Below are 17998 nucleotides of genomic sequence, written 5' to 3'. Positions count from 1 at the left end.
AGGGAACCGCGCCTTCAGTGCAGCTTGGTATCGAACAGCCAGCGCTTGCCCCGATCATCGGCCAGGACGGCCGCGGCTATAGCGGGATTGGCGACCGTGGCATCAGGCACGACATCGATATGAAGATTCGGCAGCGCGACGCGGCACGCCTGCGCATCCGTGCCGAGCACGTCTGCATGCGTCAAACTGGCCAGCATCTGCGCGACGATTTCGGGATGCCTGGCCCGGACCTCAATAGCATCGAGCGTCCAGGCGCCATTCGCATGCCGCAAGAGATGATCCATCCATACGTATTCAGGCGTCAGATGCTGGCAAAAATACACACGGAATCCGGGGATCGGCTGCGTCGCAAAACGGACAGTTTCAAAACAGACCTGATGGCTCTTCCCATCGATCATGATCGGACGCTCGAGGTGCTGGACCGGGTTTACATCGAATTGCAGTCGTTTTAAATGTTCGTAGGTTTGCTGCGCATCGGTGCTGCGAAACACCAGCGCGTCCAGCCCCGCCGGCGAATCCGCGATTTCTTTGCGGACGGGCGGCCGCCCCTGTGGCCAGCCCAGCAATTCGATATAGCTGTCGCGCAGCATGATGAGCCGGTTGATGGAGCCCAGATTATGGGTCGCCAGATCGGTCAGGCAATATCCATCTTCTTCGAACGAAGGCGCAACAGCCTCGAGCCGATCACGCAGCATCAGGACTAGATGGTCGAACGCAAGCACTTCCATGGCGGAGCGATCCCGGTACCCAGTAATTATTTCCCGCAAGGTTTTGAATGTACCCAAATACGGGGCGTGCGCCAAGCGCAGCACCGTGCCGCCGGGCCAGATCGATGGGCTTCGATCGCTTTTGACAAGGCTTTGAAAAATACGCTAGAATTTCGTTCTTTTCAGGCGGTTAGCTCAGTTGGTTAGAGCGCTACGTTGACATCGTAGAGGTCGCTGGTTCGAATCCAGTACTGCCTACCACATCCCTTCCAAAATCCCCCAAGACCCATCTGGCCGGTTCAGGCCCAGACTCTCGAACACACACCCTATCCCATAGATTGCGCGCCCATGGGTGGAAGATGCCATCTTGCGGCTTCTGCAACCAGGTTTTCCTTGAACAGTTCGGCAATCTGGCTCATGACACTGTCCTTGGGCCACACCAGCGCCAAGGTCAGGTCCTCGACGGCAAGCAAGTGGCGCGCGCACAAGCCATGGCGCTGCGCATAACGCGCTCCCAGGCCTTCCACAATAGCGATACCCAGCCCCTCTTCGGCCAGAGCGCAGGCAGCGGAAGACTGCGCGACCTCGGTCATCGGGCTGTATGCCAAACCCAAGCTCTCAATCGCGCTCCGGGTCGCCAGCCCTGCGGGCAATGCCGTAGCCAGCACGATGGGATTCGTTGCCGCGACGGCGCCCAGCGTAAGCTCGCGCCGGTCGGCCCAGGGATGATCCCGACGCATCACGGCAAACAGGCTCAAGGCCGCCAGCTCGAGCGACGCCACCCGGAGCTTGTCGGCCGGAGCGCCCACGATGATACCCAGGTCGATCCGATGGTCCACCGCCATCTCGATGATATCCAGTGACGTGCCCGCTCGCACGGCGAGCGCTACGTTCGGATAGGCCTGGCGCGTGCGGGACAGCGCGGGCGGCAGCAGGCTCGCTGCGGCGATCGCTACGGCCCCTACTGCGATACGCGCTTGTGCGCCCCGACAAATATCGCTGGCAAGCCGGTCGGCGGCCTCGATGGCCGCAAGCGCATTCAGCACCTCCGGGATCAACGCCCTGCCCTGGCTGGTCAAACGCAAACGGCGGTGCTCGCGGCTGAACAAGCCGAAACCCAGGCGGACCTCCAGATTGCGCAGCAACGCACTGGCTGCGGGTTGAGTCATGGCGACGGCCGCCGCGGCAGCCGTCACCGTGCCATGCCTGTACATCGCGCCCAGCAGCGCCAATTCGCGTCGGCTAAACATATCAAATTTGTATGAATTGATGCGATCTATCTATTTGACCATATATATGTATTCCTACAGCATTTAGGGCGCCAAGCACGACGCTTTCCAAAAATCCAGCTCATTGCCATGACCGCAAATTCCATCGTGTCCATAAAGTGCATACCGATGCGCCTGCCCTTTCACCACTGGAGCCCCCCGCCTCTTTTCGCCGGCCGCCCGCGCGACAAACTGGACAGCGCACTGGTGCGCGTCGAAGCCGGCGACGGCACCGTAGCCTGGGGGGAGTCATACTGCGTCGAGCCACAAGCGCTGATGGCAATTTTCGAAACACTCGTCGCACCGCTGGCCGAAGGAAAAGACGCCGACGACATGGCACTAATGCCGACGCTGCAACGCACATTGCACAATCTGGGCCGATCGGGGCCCGTCGTCCACGCACTCGCCGGTCTCGACATCGCCTTGTGGGATTTGCGGGCCAAACGCGCTCAAGCGCCTCTGTATGAGCTTCTGGGCGGCAAGCGCAGAAGCCGGATACCGGCATACGCTTCGCTGCTCCAGTATTACGGCAACGCTCAGCTTCTCGAGCAGGTGACAGCACGGGCACTGCACGATGGCTATACCGAATTGAAGCTGCATGAGCGAACCGCGGGTGCGTTGGAGGCTGCCAGGCGTGCGGCAGGCTCATCCATCCCCATCATGGTAGACACCAATTGCGCCTGGCTGCCCAGCGAGGCGCCGGCCGCCATTGCCTCGATGGCGGAATACAAACCGCACTGGATCGAGGAGCCACTGTGGCCGCCCGAAGATGGCCGGGCTCTCGGCCTGCTCAGCCATACCTGCGGCGTGGCGCTAGCTTCCGGAGAAAACGCCAGCAGCGCCTATGCCCTGGGCCGATTGGTGGAAGAACGCGCCGTGCGCTATGTGCAGCCGAGCGTCATAAAGCTCGGACTGACTGCAGCATGGGATATCGCAAGCCAATGCCGCGGCACACCGGTCATCTGCGCGCCGCAAACTGCATTTTTCGGGCCCGGCTATCTGGCCAGCCTGCACCTTCTTGCCGCCCAGCAGGCCGAGGCGTCGCTGGAACGGCTCTATGTCGAGCTTGCGCACGTACCCTACGCCAGCACCGTCCCGGTCGAAAAGGGCTGGGTGCATGTACCGGATACTCCCGGACTGGGGGCCGACCCCGAACCCGATCTGGCGCAGGGGAATTTCCGCCATTGAGCATTGAGAGTACCGAGGCGGGCGCAATCCGAGCGATGACAGGAAGAACCCGGCACAACATTCCTTATCGATTTCACAACTGGAGACAAGCATGGACACATCACGCAGATCATTCATGGCCCGGACATGGCCCCTGCTGTTCGGCATATCCCTGGCGCCCCGCACGACATGGGCGGGCCCCGCCAGTTACCCCGACAGGCCCGTACATTTCTATGTCCCCTATCCGCCGGGCGCGGCAACCGATACGATCGGACGCTTGGCGGCCGAGGTATGCGCCAAGGCGTTCGGACAGCCGTTCGTCGTAGAGAATCGCGGCGGCGGCGGCACCATAATAGGCACCCGAGCGCTGGCCACATCAAGTCCCGACGGCTATACGATAGGCATGGTCGATTCGACTTTCACCATCAACCCCGGGCTGAGGGGCTCGCAACTGCCCTACGATACGCTGAAGGATTTTGCCCCGATTTCGTTGATAGCAACGGCTCCCTTCGTTCTGGTGGTTCACCCTTCAGTGAAGGCAAAGGATCTTGAATCGTTCATCGCATTGGCCAAGGCACAGCCCGGAAAGCTGACCTTCGGGTCGGCGGGCATAGGCAGCGGGCCGCATCTCGCAGGCGAGCAGTTGCGGCAAGAGGCCGGCATCGACATACAGCACATACCGTATAGAGGAGGCGGCACGGTAATCAGCGATCTGCTGGGCGGCCAGGTGGCATGTGCTTTTGCAACAGTGCCCACCCTGGCGCCATACATCAAGGCCGGGCGCCTCAGGGCCCTGGCCGTCACCAGCGCACATCGCACACGCCTCTTGCCAAACGTACCGACATTCAGCGAACTGGGCTTGCCCGGAGTCGATATTTCGCCCATATTCGGGCTGATCGCGCCCGCAGGCGTGAGCGCCGACATTATCGACAAGTTGTCCCGAACAGTCGGGCAATCGGCTCACACCGGACAGTTGCACGAGAAACTGACCGGCATGGGTTTCGACGCCGTGGGAAGCATGCCGGCCGAATTCAGCAGCCGCATCCGCAGCGAAGTCGCAAAATGGAAGCGGGTCATTCAACGAGGAGGCATCAAAGCGGAATAGGCCCGGCGCCCCCTGGCCCTCTTTGTGCCGCTCAGCGCGGCCCCAGGATCTTGCCCAGGTCTTCGGGCTGGGGCATGCCGGTCAGGCGCTGCGCGAGGCCGTTTTCGTCCTGGTAGACGATGCCGGGCGTGCCCTGGAAACCCAGTTCGACCATGAATGCCTGGTTGCTGCCCAGGATCTTGCGGACGTCGGGCGGCACGCTGGCCGCTGGGGTGATACCGCCCTTCTCGAAATTGCGCTCGTTTTGTTCCAGGGCGGCGGTCCGGTCCGAGGCGCCGAGGATGGCGGCGGCCTTGGTGCTGCTGTCGGGCTTGATGACGCCCACCAGCAGGTTGCGCAACTGCACCTTGCCGGCATCCACCCATGGGCGGGCTGCCGCCCAGAAGCGGTGGCAATAGGGGCAGTTCGGGTCGCTGAACATGTACACGATCCGGGGCGCATCGGCCTTGCCGTCGCGTATCCACGTGGAAGACGCCAGTTTGTCCCAGAGGGCATCGCTCATGGGCTTGGCCATCAGTTTCTGCACCAGCGCTTCGTCGACGACGCGGCCGTCCGGGCTGATGCGTGTGCCCACGATGGCGTTGCCGTCCGGCATGACGTAGACAGTGGTGGGATCCTCGCCCGCCATGCCGGCGAAGCCGCGCAAGCCCGGCCCGGCCTTGAATTCCTGGACATCGCCCAGCCCCTGCTGCTGCAGCGAGCGGATCACGGCGGGGTAATTCGCATTTGCGGTTTTGTCGGCGGATTTTTCCGCAGGCTGGTTCGCAGCCGCCGCAGCGCTCGCGGCCGTATTCGCGGTGCTGTCCGCCGCCGCGGCGCTGCCGCAAGCCGCGGCCAGCATGGATATGCCTGCAAAGACGGAGAGGAAGTATTTACGTGCTGACATGACTCGTTCCTTGGGTACCCGCATCGCGGGCCGGCTCATTCGATATTCAATGTGCGGTCGCTGCGCACCGCGAAATAAAACCACTCGTTGCCCGGCAGCGCGCGCGGGTTGGGAAATACGACGAAGCCGTCGCGTTCGGCACGCACCAGCGTGCCGTCGTGGCGCCGGCCTATGGGCTCGCCCTGCGCCACCGGATCGAAGCTCGCCCAGGGCTTCACCAGGGTGTCGCCGGCATGATCCATGTCCACGACATCTTCCAGGTGGTACACGGTGAATTCCGGCGGCGGCGGCTGCAGCGGAATGCGCGCCATGCCCAGCAAGGCCAGGGTCTGGCGGATGGCACGGTAGGCGACCTCGGGCGCATGCGGATCTTCGTGCTGGCCGCATTCGAGGGTGACGCCGTAGCCGCCACGGCTGCGCATGTATTCGGCGGTGCCCACGCCATACGCCGCATCCAGCAGCTCGGCGGGCGCATCGGGGCGTTCGCGGCGGCGGCGCTGCACGCCGCGCTCGTAGGCCTGCATCCAGCCTTCCACCACGCAGCGCGCGCCCAGATGCGCGACCAGGCGCTCTTCCTGGCGTTCATGGGAAAAAGGCTCGAGCTGGCCGGCATTGTCGCGCGGGCCGAGCATGGCAAACGCCTGGCCGCCGGTATGGAAGGAATGCAGGTCGAGCAGCACTTCGTGCGCGTCCAGCCAGGGGCACAATACGTCTGCGACCCGGTCTTCGTAATCGCCCGAGGGATTGCCGGGGCGCAAATTGCGGTTCAGGTTGCGATCGCCCTGCCGCTCTTTCTTGGCGTAGGCATAGGGATTGGTGACTGGCAGCAAAGTCAGCAGGCCGCGTTCGAGTTGCAGCCGCCCGCTCTGGATGTCGTCCAGCGTACGCCGGATCGCCTGGGTGCCGCAGGTCTCGTTGCCGTGCACCGCCCCTGTCACGATCAGCCTGGGCCCGGGGGTGAGCGCGGCGAACTGTTGGGCGTGCAGATAAGCGGTGTGTGCGGGGGCATTCATGGTGCGATACCTCTTTCTGGCGTGCTGCGGGTTGGCGCATAGCACGTAGTGCTAAGAATACAGCGTTGCTCCGATCGTGAATCCGCTTTGCCTGCAAACCCGCCCTGATTGCAAATTCGCCTCATGGACGAGCCCGATATGGCGGGCGCCCATGGGGCTTATCCATAGTCGTTATCCGTCGGCCCGGGCGCCATCGCCCTGGGCCACGGCGCGCATGAAGGCTTCGATTTTTTCTTCGGATTTGATGCCCGGGGCCGACTCCACGCCGCTGCTGACGTCGACGGCGTATGGGTGCAATTCGCGGATCGAGGCGGCCACCGTCTCGGCGTTCAAGCCGCCCGCAAGCACCACTGGCCGGCAATCGGGCGCATGCCGCACGGCATCGAGCAGGGACAGGTCGAAGGTCTTGCCGCTACCGCCGTAGCCCTGGCTGTAGCTGTCGAACAGCCACGCGGCCGCGGCGCCATGCTGGCGCACGGCCGACAGCACCGCCGGCGGCGTGTCCAGGCCGGGAGCCCCCAGGCGAAAGGCGCGCATATAGGGATGACCGAAGCTTGCGCAGTATTCGGGCGATTCGTCGCCATGGAATTGCAGCAGCCCGGGACGCACCTGGTCGATCACGGCCTGCACGTCCTGGCTCGGCGCATTGACGAACAAGGCCACCACGTCTACGAAGGCCGGCACGGCTGCGCGCAGGCTGCGCGCCTGTTCCAGGCCGAGCAGGCGCGAGCTTTGCGGATAAAACACGAAGCCCACGGCGTCGGCGCCGGCGCGCGCGGCGGCCATGATGTCCTGCGGTCGCGTGAGCCCGCAAATCTTGACCCGGGTACGGGGATACGACATGAATTCCTGGCGAGACGAAGAGAAAAGAATACGTAAGAAAAGGCGCCGAAGGCGCGCGGCGGGCGATGCAGCCTATAGGCCGCCGGAGTATCGGGCCCACCTATATTACCAGCCCCGAGCGGTCGGGCTTGCGCACTATATCGTCGTGTGGCCTGGCACCGCTGCGATGCATACTCATGCCCAGGCCGGCCGGGAGGCCGACGCGGCTGGTGCGGTTGCTGCGGCCGATGCAACTGATGAGGTCGGGAGGCCGGTGCGGCCCGGTGTGCCAAAGGCCATAGCGGCCGAAGAAATATCGAGCCTTACCACGCAGGAATGCGAGCCAGCGCGTCTTGCGCGCTGCTTGCGGGCAGGCCATGGCGGGCTGGGTATTCCACCTGTGCGAAATACAGGCCGTCGGGGGCGAAGGTGGGCGCCGCCAGGCGCCTGTCTTTCTGCGCAAGCAGGTCCAGCATCCAATCGGCCGGCTGCCTGCCCAGGCCGATATAGACGAGTGCGCCGATCAAGTTGCGCACCATGTGATGCAGGAACGCGTTGGCCCTGAGCGTGAAGATGAAATAATCGCCCCGCCGCTCGATGTCCAATGCGTGCAGTGTGCGCACCGGGCTGGCGGCCTGGCATTGCGAAGAACGGAAGCTGCTGAAATCATGCTCGCCGAGCAGATGCGCCGCGGCTTGCGCCATGGGCTCCATGGCCAGCGGCCGCGCGACCCAGCCTACCCGGCCGTGCGCCAGCGGCGAGCGCACTCGGGCATTGCGCAATATGTAGATGTAGCTGCGGGACAGCGCGGAAAACCGTGCATGGAAATCGTCTGGCACGACTTGCGCCCATTGCACGGCAATGCTGCTCGGAAGCAGCGCGTTCAAGCCGCGCACCCAGGATTCGTCGCGCCGCTGTGCCACGGTATCCAGGTGCACCACCTGGCCCAGCGCGTGTACACCCGTGTCGGTGCGCCCGGCACAGATAGTGGATGCAGGCTCGGCCAGGAACTCCGACAGCGCAGCTTCCAGCGCATCCTGCACGGTCTGCCCGCCGGGCTGTGTCTGCCAGCCGTGCCACGAGGCGCCGTCGTAGCTGACGCCCAATGCCATGCGGGTCATGTCGGCTCCGCGGCTCAGGTCTTCGTGGCCGGGGGCTCGTCGCTTGGCGCCTGGCTCAGATCGAGATTGATCTTGTCGAGCTTTGCCTGGACCATCGCTTCGGTGATGGCCGAGGGCTGGTCGTCGCCGTCATCGTCGCGGGCGATATTGGCCCGGCGCAGCAGCCACGCGATGATCAATACGATGAGCGCCAGCAATCCCGTGATGACGCCGAGCATATGTTCCTGAATCCACGACACCGATAATCCTGCCTTGTCCGAAGTCTGTTGCGTAGCGGAGCCGGCCGCGCCGGCATCGGCAGCGCCTGCTTGCCCGCCGGGATGCGCAGCGGAGCCGGAAGCGGCCCCGGCGGCATTGGAACCCGAAGAAGCCGAGCCGGAGGTTCCGGCGGTACCGGAGCCCGACGAAGCCGCGGCAGCCCCGGCAGCGCCGGAGCCGGCGGAAGCCGCGGAAGACGCGCCGCTGGCGCTCGAACTCGATCCGGCGCCGGCCTGCCCTGCGCCGGCAGCGCCGCTGCCCGATGCGCCAGCCGCGCCGGCTTCCTGGCCCGATTGTCCCACAGCGCCGGCCTGCCCCGGCTGCGTGCCGGTTCCGGCCTGTCCCGCCACGCCCGCTGCGCCAGCGTGGCCTTGTTGTGCGGCAGCATCGCCGCCGTTTGCAGCTTGTCCGGACTGCGCCAGCATGGCGCCGCCCGCCGCAGTATCGCCCTGGCGGCCATCGGGGCCTGCGGCCGACACCCCAGAGCCTGCCGACGTCCCGGAGCCATTACCTGCAGACCCTGTCGACAGGCCCGCACCGGCGGCGCCCGCGGCGGAGGCCCGCAACGCACCGCCCTCGGCAGTACCCGCGGAAGCCCCATGGCCGGCGCCCGCGGCCCCTTGCTGCCCATGCAGGGCCTGGCCCAGCGCGCCGATATTGCCTTCGAGTTCGGAAATCCTGTGCTGGGAATCGGCGATCCCCTTGCGCAGCGCGACCGCATCGTCGGCCCGCGCGTCGTCCGCCGCGCCGCTGGAAAGTTTCAGCCGGTCGCGCGGACTTGCCGACTGGGGCTTGCCCGAGGCCGAAGCCGCAGCGGTGACCTGGCCGCGATCGGCGGCCGCAGCGGGTACGGCGGCGACGCCGGCGGCAGCCAGCCGCTGGCGGTAGCGCGCGAATTCCAGTGCCTGCTCTTCGAAAATGCGGCGCGCCTCGCGGTCGCTGACCGAGGTCAGCATGGAGACATCCGGCACACGCAGGGTTGCGCCCGCCTTGACCAGATTCATGTTGGCGTGAATGAAGGCCTGCGGATTGGCGCGCAGCAGCCCCACCATCATCTGGTAGACGGTCACGCCCGGCACCGCATGGCGGCGCGCCAGCGTGAACAGGTAATCGCCATTGTGCACAGGAATACGCACGGCCGCCGCGTGGCCCTGGCCGGGCTTGCCTATGCGCGAGCCATCGGCGGCCCTGCCGGCGGCGCCTCTGGCGGCAGCCGCGCGCGGCGCCGGCGCCAATACGCTGACCTGGTACTGCTGGCGGCCTGAAGAGGTTCGCACCTCGAGCAGCAGGTCGGCCACGGGCCTGTCGAAGGCCTGGCTGGACGTGACGTGGACAATGCGCATGCCCGGTTGCGGGCCGTCATCCATGCCCAGCCGCAAACTGGACAGTTCCGCGGGCGGCGTCAGGCCCGCCTGCGCCCATGACGCGGCCGGAGCCAGCGCAACTTGCAGCGTGCGCAGTTCTTCGGCCGACAGGCGGACAATGGGTACATCGATGCGCAGGGGCTGCCCCGGCGCGGACACGATGCGCGTGTGCCCCAGCGAGGCAGCATCGACATTGCAGGACAAAGCGGCGGCCGACAGGGCCGCAGCCAGCGGGATGGCACGCCACTGCCTGGTCGATACGGCCACGCGGGTCGCCGGCATGTTCAGAGCTCGCCCAGCACGATACGCAACATGCGGCGCAGCGGCTCGGCCGCGCCCCACAATAGTTGATCGCCGACCGTGAAGGCGCTGAGGTATTCAGGCCCCACGGACATCTTGCGCATGCGCCCCACCGGAATGTCGAGGGTGCCGGTAACGGCAACCGGGGTGAGATCCTTCATGGTAGCTTCGCGCTCGTTGGGGATGACCTTGGCCCACTTGGAACCCTCGCGCACCATGCCTTCGATCTCGTCGATGGGAACGTCGCGCGTGAGCTTGATGGTCAAGGCCTGGCTGTGGCAGCGCATCGCGCCGATACGCACGCACAGGCTGTCGATGGGGGTGGCCGGCGTACCGAAAGCCTGCCCGCGGCCGAGGATCTTGTTGGTTTCGACCTCGCCCTTCCATTCTTCGCGCGACATGCCGTTGCCCAGGTCTTTGTCGATCCAGGGGATCAGGCTGCCGCCCAGCGGCACGCCGAAATGCTCGTGGGGCAGCGCGTCGTCCTGCTGCGCCCGCAGCACGCCGCGGTCGATTTCCAGGATGGCCGAGGCGGGGTCGTCCAGCAGCGTCTTGACCGCGCCGTTGAGCAGCCCGAACTGGGTCAGCAGTTCGCGCATATGCTGCGCGCCGCCGCCCGAGGCAGCCTGGTAGGTCATGCAGGTCATCCACTGCACCAGGTCGTTATTGAACAGGCCCGCCAGGCCCATCAGCATGCAGCTGACCGTGCAGTTGCCGCCGATGAAGTTCTTGATGCCGCGGCCCATGGCGGCGTCGATCACGGGACGATTCACGGGATCGAGCACGATGATGGCATCGTCTTTCATGCGCAGGGTGCTGGCGGCATCGATCCAGATGCCGTTCCAGCCGGCGGCGCGCAGCTTGGGGTAGATCGCGGTGGTGTAGTCGCCGCCTTGCGCGGTCACGATGATGGGCAGCTTCTTGAGCGCCTCGATGTCGTGGGCGTCCTGCAGCGCAGGCGCGCCCTCGGCCCATTTCGGGGCCGGGCCGCCGGCATTGCTGGTGGAAAAGAACACCGGCTCGAACAGGGAAAAATCATTCTCGTCGCGCATGCGCTGCATGAGCACCGAGCCCACCATGCCGCGCCAGCCGACCAAACCAACCGCTTGCTTCATCTTGAATCGCTTGAAAAAGGAACTTTCTGGAAAAATCTTTGAAAATCAGGCATTACCGCATCATTTTAATGCTTTCAGCACCGCATCGCCCATCTCGGAGGTCGACACCTTGCGCGCGCCGTCCTCGTAGATGTCGGCCGTGCGCAGGCCTTGCTCGAGTACCGACTGCACGGCGGCCTCGATGCGATCGGCCTGTGCGCCGGCGTCGAGCGAATAACGCAGCATCATGGCCGCCGACAGGATGGTGGCCAGCGGATTGGCGATGTTCTTGCCGGCGATGTCCGGCGCCGACCCGTGGCTGGGTTCGTACAGGCCCTGGTTCGAGGCATTCAGCGAGGCCGAGGGCAGCATGCCGATGGAACCGGTCAGCATGGCGGCTTCGTCGGACAGGATGTCGCCGAACAGGTTGCCGGTGACGATGACGTCGAATTCCTTGGGCGCGCGCACCAGTTGCATGGCGGCATTGTCGACATACATATGCGAGAGCTGCACGTCGGGGTAGTCGCGCGCCACCTCGACCACGAGGTCGCGCCAGAACTGGGAGGTCTCGAGCACATTGGACTTGTCGACGCTGCACAGCTTGCGGCCGCGCTTGCGGGCGGCCTCGAAGCCCACCCGCGCGATGCGGCGCACTTCGGTCTCGGCATAGTGCATGGTGTCGAAGCCCTGGCGCTCGCCCTTGAAGGGGCCGGCTTCCACTTCGCGCACGCCGCGCGGCTGGCCGAAATAAATGTCGCCGGTCAGTTCGCGCACGATCAGGATGTCCAGGCCCGACACGACTTCAGGCTTGAGCGACGAGGCATTGGCCAGTTGCGGATAAAGTATGGCCGGCCGCAGATTGGCGAACAGGCCCAGCGCCTTGCGCAGGCCCAGGATGGCCTGCTCGGGGCGGAATTCGCGCGGCAGGCTGTCGTATTTCCAGTCGCCCACGGCGCCGAACAGCACGGCGGCGGAATTCTTGGCCAGTTCCAGGGTGGCCGGCGGCAGCGGGTGCTCGAATTCATCAAAAGCGGCCCCGCCCACGGCGGCGGTACGCGTTTCGAGATCCATGCCCAGGGCGCCGAGCACGCGCAGCGCCTGCTCGACGATTTCCGGTCCGATGCCGTCACCCGGCAATACAGCGATTCTGTGAGTCATGATCCATCCTGAAAAACACGGCTGCGCCCGCGCCGCGACGCAGGGCGCCGTAACATTACTTTATAAAGGGAAACACGGCGGCTAGCCAAGCCCGGCCGGCCGTCGTGCAGCGAAAAACCTGCAAGCTGTGCGATTCCCGCAACTGGCGCAGGCACGGCGACAAGCGCGGCGCGGCCGAGGGCGCCGCCTTCGATCACGCTGATGCGGCCGACTTGCGGCCGGCAATCTGCAAACCACGGCGTGCCGATAGCGCCAGCCGCCACCCGGGCTGCGACAGGCTGTGGCCACGAACCTGGCCGCAAGTCTTGCAGCCCGGCCCGCGGCTTGCCGCGCCGATCAGCGCCCGGCCAGCGGACGCGCTTCCAGCCAGGGATAGCGAGCCAGGTGCGCGGCTTCAAAGGCGCGGATCTGGTCGGCTTTCTGCAGCGTCAGGCCGATATCGTCCAGCCCGTTGACCAGGCAGTGCTTGCGGAACGGATCGATATCGAAGCCGATCTCGCGCCCGTCCTGAGCGATCACGACCTGGCGTTCGAGATCGACGCGCAACTGGTAGCCGACGAAGGCCTTGACCTCGTCGAACAGGCGCGCGACTTCGAGCTCGGACAGGATGATGGGCAGCAGGCCGTTCTTGAAGCTGTTATTGAAGAAAATATCGGCATACGACGGAGCAATGATGGCGCGAAAGCCGTATTGTTCCAGCGCCCAGGGCGCGTGCTCGCGGCTCGAGCCGCAGCCGAAATTCTTGCGCGCCAGCAGTATCGAGGCGCCCTTGTAGCGCGGCTGGTTCAGCACGAAGTCCGGGTTGAGCGGCCGCTTGCTGTTGTCCATGCCGGGTTCGCCATGGTCGAGATAGCGCAGTTCGTCGAACAGGTTCGGGCCGAAGCCCGAGCGCTTGATGGACTTCAGGAACTGCTTGGGGATGATCAGATCGGTATCGACGTTCTCGCGATCGAGCGGAGCGACGATGCCCTTGTGCGTGGTAAATGCCTGCATGATGGTTTCCTTGAAGCTGGGGCCTGTTTATGCGGATGGGTTCGGGATCAAAAAGACGCCGGCCTTGCTGCGCCGCGCCGTACCGCTAGTGCTGCCCGCGGTCCGGCGCTTTTCCGTATCGTTGATCGCAAACCCGTCACACCGAAACGCCCTTAGCGAAAATTCCTGACATCGACGAAATGGCCGGCCAGCGCCGCCGCGGCGGCCATGGCGGGACTGACCAGATGGGTACGCCCGCCCTGCCCCTGGCGGCCCTCGAAATTGCGGTTCGAGGTGGACGCGCAGCGTTCGCCGGGTTCCAGGCGGTCGGCATTCATGGCCAGGCACATCGAGCAGCCCGGCTCGCGCCATTCGAAGCCGGCGGCCACGAAAATCTTGTCCAGCCCTTCTTGTTCAGCCTGCTTCTTCACCAGGCCCGAGCCCGGCACCACCATGGCCAGCTTGACGTTGGAGGCCACGTGCTTGCCGCGCGCCACCTGCGCCGCGGCGCGCAGGTCTTCGATGCGCGCATTGGTACAGGACCCGATGAAGACCTTGTCGACGCGGATGTCGACCAGCGGCGTGTTGGGCTTCAGGCCCATGTACTGCAGCGCGCGTTCCATGCCGTTGCGGCGCACATCGTCTTTTTCCTTGTCGGGATCGGGCACGCGCGCATCCACCGGCAACACCATCTCCGGCGAAGTGCCCCAGGTGACTTGCGGCACGATCTGGCGCGCATCGATCTCGACCACGCGATCGAACTTGGCGCCTTCGTCGGAATGCAGCGTGCTCCAGTACTTGACGGCCTGGTCCCACAGCACGCCGGTGGGCGCGTAGGGACGGCCGCGGAAATATTCCATGGTCTTGGCATCCACAGCCACCATGCCCGAGCGCGCGCCGGCCTCGATGGCCATATTGCATATCGTCATGCGGCCTTCGACCGACAGCGCGCGGATGGTGCTGCCGGCGAACTCGATGGCGTGGCCGGTGCCGCCGGCCGTGCCGATCTTGCCGATGATGTGCAGCACCACGTCCTTGGCGGTGCAGCCCACGGGCAGCTCGCCCTCGACGCGGATCAGCATGCTCTTGTTCTTCTTCATGAGCAGGGTCTGGGTGGCCAGCACGTGCTCGACTTCGGAAGTGCCTATGCCGAAGGCCAGGGTGCCCAGCGCGCCGTGCGTGCTGGTGTGGGAATCGCCGCAGACCACGGTCATGCCCGGCAGGGTAGCGCCCTGCTCCGGCCCGATGATGTGCACGATGCCCTGGCGCAGGTCGTTCATGCGGAATTCGGTGATGCCGTACTTGTCGCAGTTCTGGTCGAGCGTATCGACCTGCAGCCGCGATACCGGATCCTGGATGCCTTCGTCGCGCGCCGTGGTCGGCACGTTATGGTCGGCCACGGCCAGGTTGGCCGAGATGCGCCAGGGCTTGCGCCCGGCCAGCGCCAGGCCCTCGAAGGCCTGCGGGCTGGTGACTTCGTGCACCAGGTGGCGGTCGATGTACAGCAGACAGGTGCCGTCCGGCTCTTGGTGCACCACGTGGGCGTCCCAGAGTTTGTCGTAAAGAGTTTGGGCCATAGCGAGCTCGCAGCTAGATGACGTGATTGAAGAAGTTCGTAACTGATTTATTTATGAACTTATTATGCCATCGCCACAACCTAGTACAAGCATAGATCTTATACTGGTATAAATAATGCTATCTTACTCTTACGCTGTGGGTAAGGATGCTTTTGGCGAAAGCGTCACGGAAAAGTTCGAGTTTTAAAGCCGCCGGGGCTGCCCTGCGGAGTTCCGATGCTCGGCAGACTCGCCTGCGCTTCGGACTCCTACGGGGTCCCCGGCTCACGCCGCGGCATGCGGCGGGTTTGAAAACCTGTCTATTGGCCTGCTCGGTGGCAAGCCGGAAGACCCGCAGGGATCAATAGAAAAGCAAGGCTTTATTGGGCACCCAGTGATCCCTTGCCCTGCCTCAGCCGCACTGCGCGCGATGGCGCAGCGCGTGATCCATCAGCACGATGGCCAGCAAGGCCTCGACGATGGGCGTGGCCCGTATGCCCACGCACGGGTCGTGGCGCCCCAGAGTCTGCACCTGCACAGGATTGCCCTCCCGGTCGATAGAACGGCGCTCGACGCGGATGCTGGACGTAGGCTTGATGGCCAGCGACACCGTGATCGGCTGGCCCGTGGATATGCCGCCCAGCACCCCGCCGGCATTGTTGCCGACGAAGCCTTGGGGCGTCAGTTCGTCGCCGTGCTCGGAGCCGCGCTGGGTGACGCAGCCGAAACCCGCCCCTATCGACACGCCCTTGACGGCGTTCAGGCCCATCATGACGTGAGCGATGTCGGCGTCGAGCCGGTCGTACAAGGGCTCGCCCCAGCCCACCGGCGGATTTTCCGCCACGACCTCGATGCGCGCGCCTATGGAATCGCCATCGCGGCGCAACTGGTCCATATAGGCCTCGAGTTCGGGCACTACGGCGGCGCTGGGCGCATAAAAGGGATTGCGCGCGACTTCGTCCCAGGACTCGAAGGGAATGGAAATGGGGCCGAGCTGGCTCATGTAGCCGCGTATCCGGATGCCGTGCTCGCGCGCCAGCCATTTCTTGGCGATTGCGCCGGCGGCCACGCTGGGCGCGGTCAGCCGCGCCGAGGAACGTCCGCCGCCGCGAGGATCGCGATCGCCGTATTTGCGGGTGTAGGTGTAGTCGGCATGCCCGGGCCGGAAGGTCTCGGCGATCTTGCTGTAGTCCTTGCTGCGCGCATCGACGTTGCGGATGAGCAAGGCTATCGGCGTGCCGGTGGTTCGCCCCTGGTAGACGCCGGACAGGATCTCGACCTGGTCGGTTTCCTGGCGCTGGGTCACGTGGCGCGAGGTGCCCGGACGGCGCCGGTCGAGCTCGGCCTGGATGTCGGCTTCGGATAACTCCAGCCCCGGCGGGCAGCCGTCGACGACCGCGCCGATGGCCGGGCCGTGCGACTCGCCGAAATTGGTGACACAGAAGATCTTGCCTAGGGTATTGCCGGACATGGTGCGCGGGATCGAAGAATGGGATGGACGAGCGGCGACAGGATAACGATAGCGGCGACGACATGACGACGCCGCAAGCCGCATTATGGCATCACTCGGGGCCGGCATCACCCGGCGAGCCTCGAGCTATTTGTGCGCCCTGCGCTGCTGCGGGCGCCCGGCGCCTGGCGCCCGCAGCAGCGCAGGGCGGCGCGTGGCTGAATCCACCAACGCGCGGCCCATATTACCCGGCGCCACGCCGTTGGGGCGACCGGTGGCGCGGTCAGGAAGAACAGCTCAGCTCCAGCCCGTTCGCCCAATCGGGCGGCAGCGCGGCGTACTGTTCGTAGCCGGCACGCGGTGTGCAGGGGTCGCGCAGCAGCATCAGCAAGGTCTCGATCTCGCCGGCGTCGCCCTGCTTGGCGGCGCGTATGGCCTGTTCCGCCAGGTGGTTGCGCAACACGTACAAGGGATTGACCCGGTCCATGGCCATCTCGCGCTCCGCCGCCGTGCCGCCCTCGCCCCCGGCGCGGTCGAGATAGCGCGACAGCCAGGCCTGGGCGGCCTCGCGGTCGATGAACAAATCCAGGAACGGCACGGCATCGCGCTGCGCGCCGGCCAGTTTGCGAAAGCTCAGGGTGAAGTCGGCGCGATTCTCGTGCAGCAACCGCCACCAGCCGTCGATCAGCTCCGCGTCGCCGTCCTGCCACTGGCGCAGGCCGAACTTGTCGAGCATGCGCCGACGGTAGGCCTGCAGGAAGGCGTCCTCGAACTGCTGCAATTCCTGCTTGAGCGCCTCGGGCTCGATGCCCAGGGCCAGCAGGCTGTTGGCCAGGCGGTACAGGTTCCAGTGCGCCACCGCCGGCTGGGCATTCCAGGCGTAGCGCCCCTGGGTATCGGAATGATTGCAGACATGGCGGACCTGGAAGGCGTCCATGAACCCGTAGGGGCCGTAGTCCAGGGTCAGCCCCAGGATGGACATATTGTCGGTGTTCATGACCCCGTGGCAGAAGCCCACGGTCTGCCACGCGGCGACCAGTTCGGCGGTGCGACGCACGACGGTCCCGAGCATGCGCAGCGCCGGGGCATGCGGGCCGCCCTCGCCTTCCGCGCCCAGGCATTCCGGATAGAAATGGGCGATGACGTAGTCCAGCAACGCCCGCAGGTTCTGGGGAGCATCGTGCCAATGCTCGAACGAACCGAAACGCACGAAGCTGGGCGCGACGCGGGTGATGACGGCCGCGGTCTCCACGGTTTCGCGATAGACCGGATCGTCGGACACCACCAGCGCCAGCGCGCGAGTGGTGGGTATGCCCAGCCCCGCCATGGCCTCGCCCGCCAGGTATTCGCGCACCGACGAGCGCAGCACCGCGCGGCCGTCGCCCATGCGGGAATACGGCGTGCGGCCCGAACCCTTGAGCTGCAATTCCATAGGCCCGTGGGCGGTGCGCACCTCGCCCAGCAGATGGGCGCGGCCGTCGCCGAGCTGGCCGGCCCATACGCCGAACTGATGGCCGCTGTACACGGCGGCCAGGGTCTTGCCGCCCTGCAGCGGGCGCTGGCCCGCGCAGACCTCGAGAAATTCCGGACGCCGCAGCGCCTCCGGCGCCAGATCCAGCAGGGCCGCAACGTCGGCATTGGCATGCAGCAGCCGCGGCTGCGTCAACGGCTGCGGCGCGAGCCGCGTGTAGAAAACCGGCGGCAGATCGGCGTAGGAATTATCGACCTCGAGCCGGTCTATCGAATCGAAGCCCATA

15 protein-coding genes and 1 tRNA gene are annotated in these 17998 nt (G+C 65.3%); 3 read left to right on the top strand and 13 right to left on the bottom strand.

The annotated features are described in order from the left end of the window. Nucleotides 1–14: 14 nt before the first annotated feature. The gene (locus KVP10_RS00300; RefSeq protein ID WP_217962450.1) at nucleotides 15–728 is read right to left on the bottom strand and encodes a VOC family protein; all 714 of its coding nucleotides are present in this window, start codon (nucleotides 726–728) and stop codon (nucleotides 15–17) included. Nucleotides 729–891: 163 nt separating this feature from the next. Here KVP10_RS00300 and KVP10_RS00295 point away from each other — a divergent pair. Next, nucleotides 892–968 (top strand) — tRNA-Val (locus tag KVP10_RS00295). Between the two features lie 65 nt (nucleotides 969–1033). Here KVP10_RS00295 and KVP10_RS00290 read toward each other — a convergent pair. Next, nucleotides 1034–1939 carry a LysR family transcriptional regulator gene (locus KVP10_RS00290; RefSeq protein ID WP_246600220.1) on the bottom strand — a complete coding sequence of 302 codons (906 nt, stop codon included), beginning with the start codon at nucleotides 1937–1939 and terminating at the stop codon, nucleotides 1034–1036. 126 nt (nucleotides 1940–2065) lie between these two features. Between KVP10_RS00290 and KVP10_RS00285 the strand changes: the two genes are divergently transcribed. Beyond that, nucleotides 2066–3163 (top strand): mandelate racemase/muconate lactonizing enzyme family protein, encoded by a 1098-nt coding sequence (locus tag KVP10_RS00285; RefSeq protein WP_217962448.1) that lies wholly within the window; start codon nucleotides 2066–2068, stop codon nucleotides 3161–3163. A 91-nt stretch (nucleotides 3164–3254) separates the two neighbouring features. Next, entirely contained in the window at nucleotides 3255–4247 is a 993-nt protein-coding gene (locus tag KVP10_RS00280; RefSeq protein WP_217962447.1) for a Bug family tripartite tricarboxylate transporter substrate binding protein, read from the top strand. Nucleotides 4248–4278: 31 nt separating this feature from the next. Here KVP10_RS00280 and dsbG read toward each other — a convergent pair whose 3' ends face one another. The 11 genes from dsbG to KVP10_RS00225 form a co-directional block, all read right to left on the bottom strand. Next, the gene (gene dsbG, locus KVP10_RS00275) at nucleotides 4279–5133 is read right to left on the bottom strand and encodes a thiol:disulfide interchange protein DsbG (protein WP_246600219.1); all 855 of its coding nucleotides are present in this window, start codon (nucleotides 5131–5133) and stop codon (nucleotides 4279–4281) included. 35 nt (nucleotides 5134–5168) lie between these two features. Further along, the gene (locus KVP10_RS00270) at nucleotides 5169–6146 is read right to left on the bottom strand and encodes a M14 family metallopeptidase (protein ID WP_217962446.1); all 978 of its coding nucleotides are present in this window, start codon (nucleotides 6144–6146) and stop codon (nucleotides 5169–5171) included. Between the two features lie 171 nt (nucleotides 6147–6317). Next, the gene (locus KVP10_RS00265) at nucleotides 6318–6989 is read right to left on the bottom strand and encodes a phosphoribosylanthranilate isomerase (protein WP_217962445.1); all 672 of its coding nucleotides are present in this window, start codon (nucleotides 6987–6989) and stop codon (nucleotides 6318–6320) included. Nucleotides 6990–7291: 302 nt separating this feature from the next. Next, nucleotides 7292–8089 (bottom strand): tRNA pseudouridine(38-40) synthase TruA, encoded by a 798-nt coding sequence (truA, locus tag KVP10_RS00260; protein ID WP_217962444.1) that lies wholly within the window; start codon nucleotides 8087–8089, stop codon nucleotides 7292–7294. 14 nt (nucleotides 8090–8103) lie between these two features. Then, nucleotides 8104–9993: a type IV pilus assembly protein FimV gene (locus KVP10_RS00255; RefSeq protein WP_217962443.1), complete on the bottom strand. Its 1890-nt coding sequence runs from the start codon at nucleotides 9991–9993 to the stop codon at nucleotides 8104–8106. A gap of 2 nt (nucleotides 9994–9995) precedes the next feature. Next, nucleotides 9996–11126, bottom strand: a complete 1131-nt coding sequence (gene asd / locus KVP10_RS00250; protein ID WP_217962442.1) for an aspartate-semialdehyde dehydrogenase — start codon at nucleotides 11124–11126, stop codon at nucleotides 9996–9998. Between the two features lie 60 nt (nucleotides 11127–11186). Continuing rightward, nucleotides 11187–12263 carry a 3-isopropylmalate dehydrogenase gene (leuB, locus tag KVP10_RS00245; RefSeq protein ID WP_217962441.1) on the bottom strand — a complete coding sequence of 359 codons (1077 nt, stop codon included), beginning with the start codon at nucleotides 12261–12263 and terminating at the stop codon, nucleotides 11187–11189. Between the two features lie 336 nt (nucleotides 12264–12599). Next, nucleotides 12600–13256: a 3-isopropylmalate dehydratase small subunit gene (leuD, locus tag KVP10_RS00240; RefSeq protein ID WP_217962440.1), complete on the bottom strand. Its 657-nt coding sequence runs from the start codon at nucleotides 13254–13256 to the stop codon at nucleotides 12600–12602. A 152-nt stretch (nucleotides 13257–13408) separates the two neighbouring features. Next, a complete protein-coding gene (gene leuC / locus KVP10_RS00235) occupies nucleotides 13409–14812 on the bottom strand; it encodes a 3-isopropylmalate dehydratase large subunit (RefSeq protein ID WP_217962439.1) in 1404 nt (467 codons plus the stop codon). Between the two features lie 391 nt (nucleotides 14813–15203). Beyond that, nucleotides 15204–16262, bottom strand: a complete 1059-nt coding sequence (aroC, locus tag KVP10_RS00230; RefSeq protein ID WP_217962438.1) for a chorismate synthase — start codon at nucleotides 16260–16262, stop codon at nucleotides 15204–15206. Between the two features lie 262 nt (nucleotides 16263–16524). Then, the gene (locus KVP10_RS00225; RefSeq protein WP_217963035.1) at nucleotides 16525–17997 is read right to left on the bottom strand and encodes a protein adenylyltransferase SelO; all 1473 of its coding nucleotides are present in this window, start codon (nucleotides 17995–17997) and stop codon (nucleotides 16525–16527) included. Nucleotide 17998 lies beyond the last annotated feature (1 nt).

This window comes from Candidimonas humi, from assembly GCF_019166065.1.
Classification (GTDB): Bacteria; Pseudomonadota; Gammaproteobacteria; order Burkholderiales; family Burkholderiaceae_B; genus Candidimonas; species Candidimonas humi.
The sequence above is the reverse complement of the archived record's forward strand: the minus strand, read 5'-3'. Positions and strand labels throughout refer to the sequence as shown.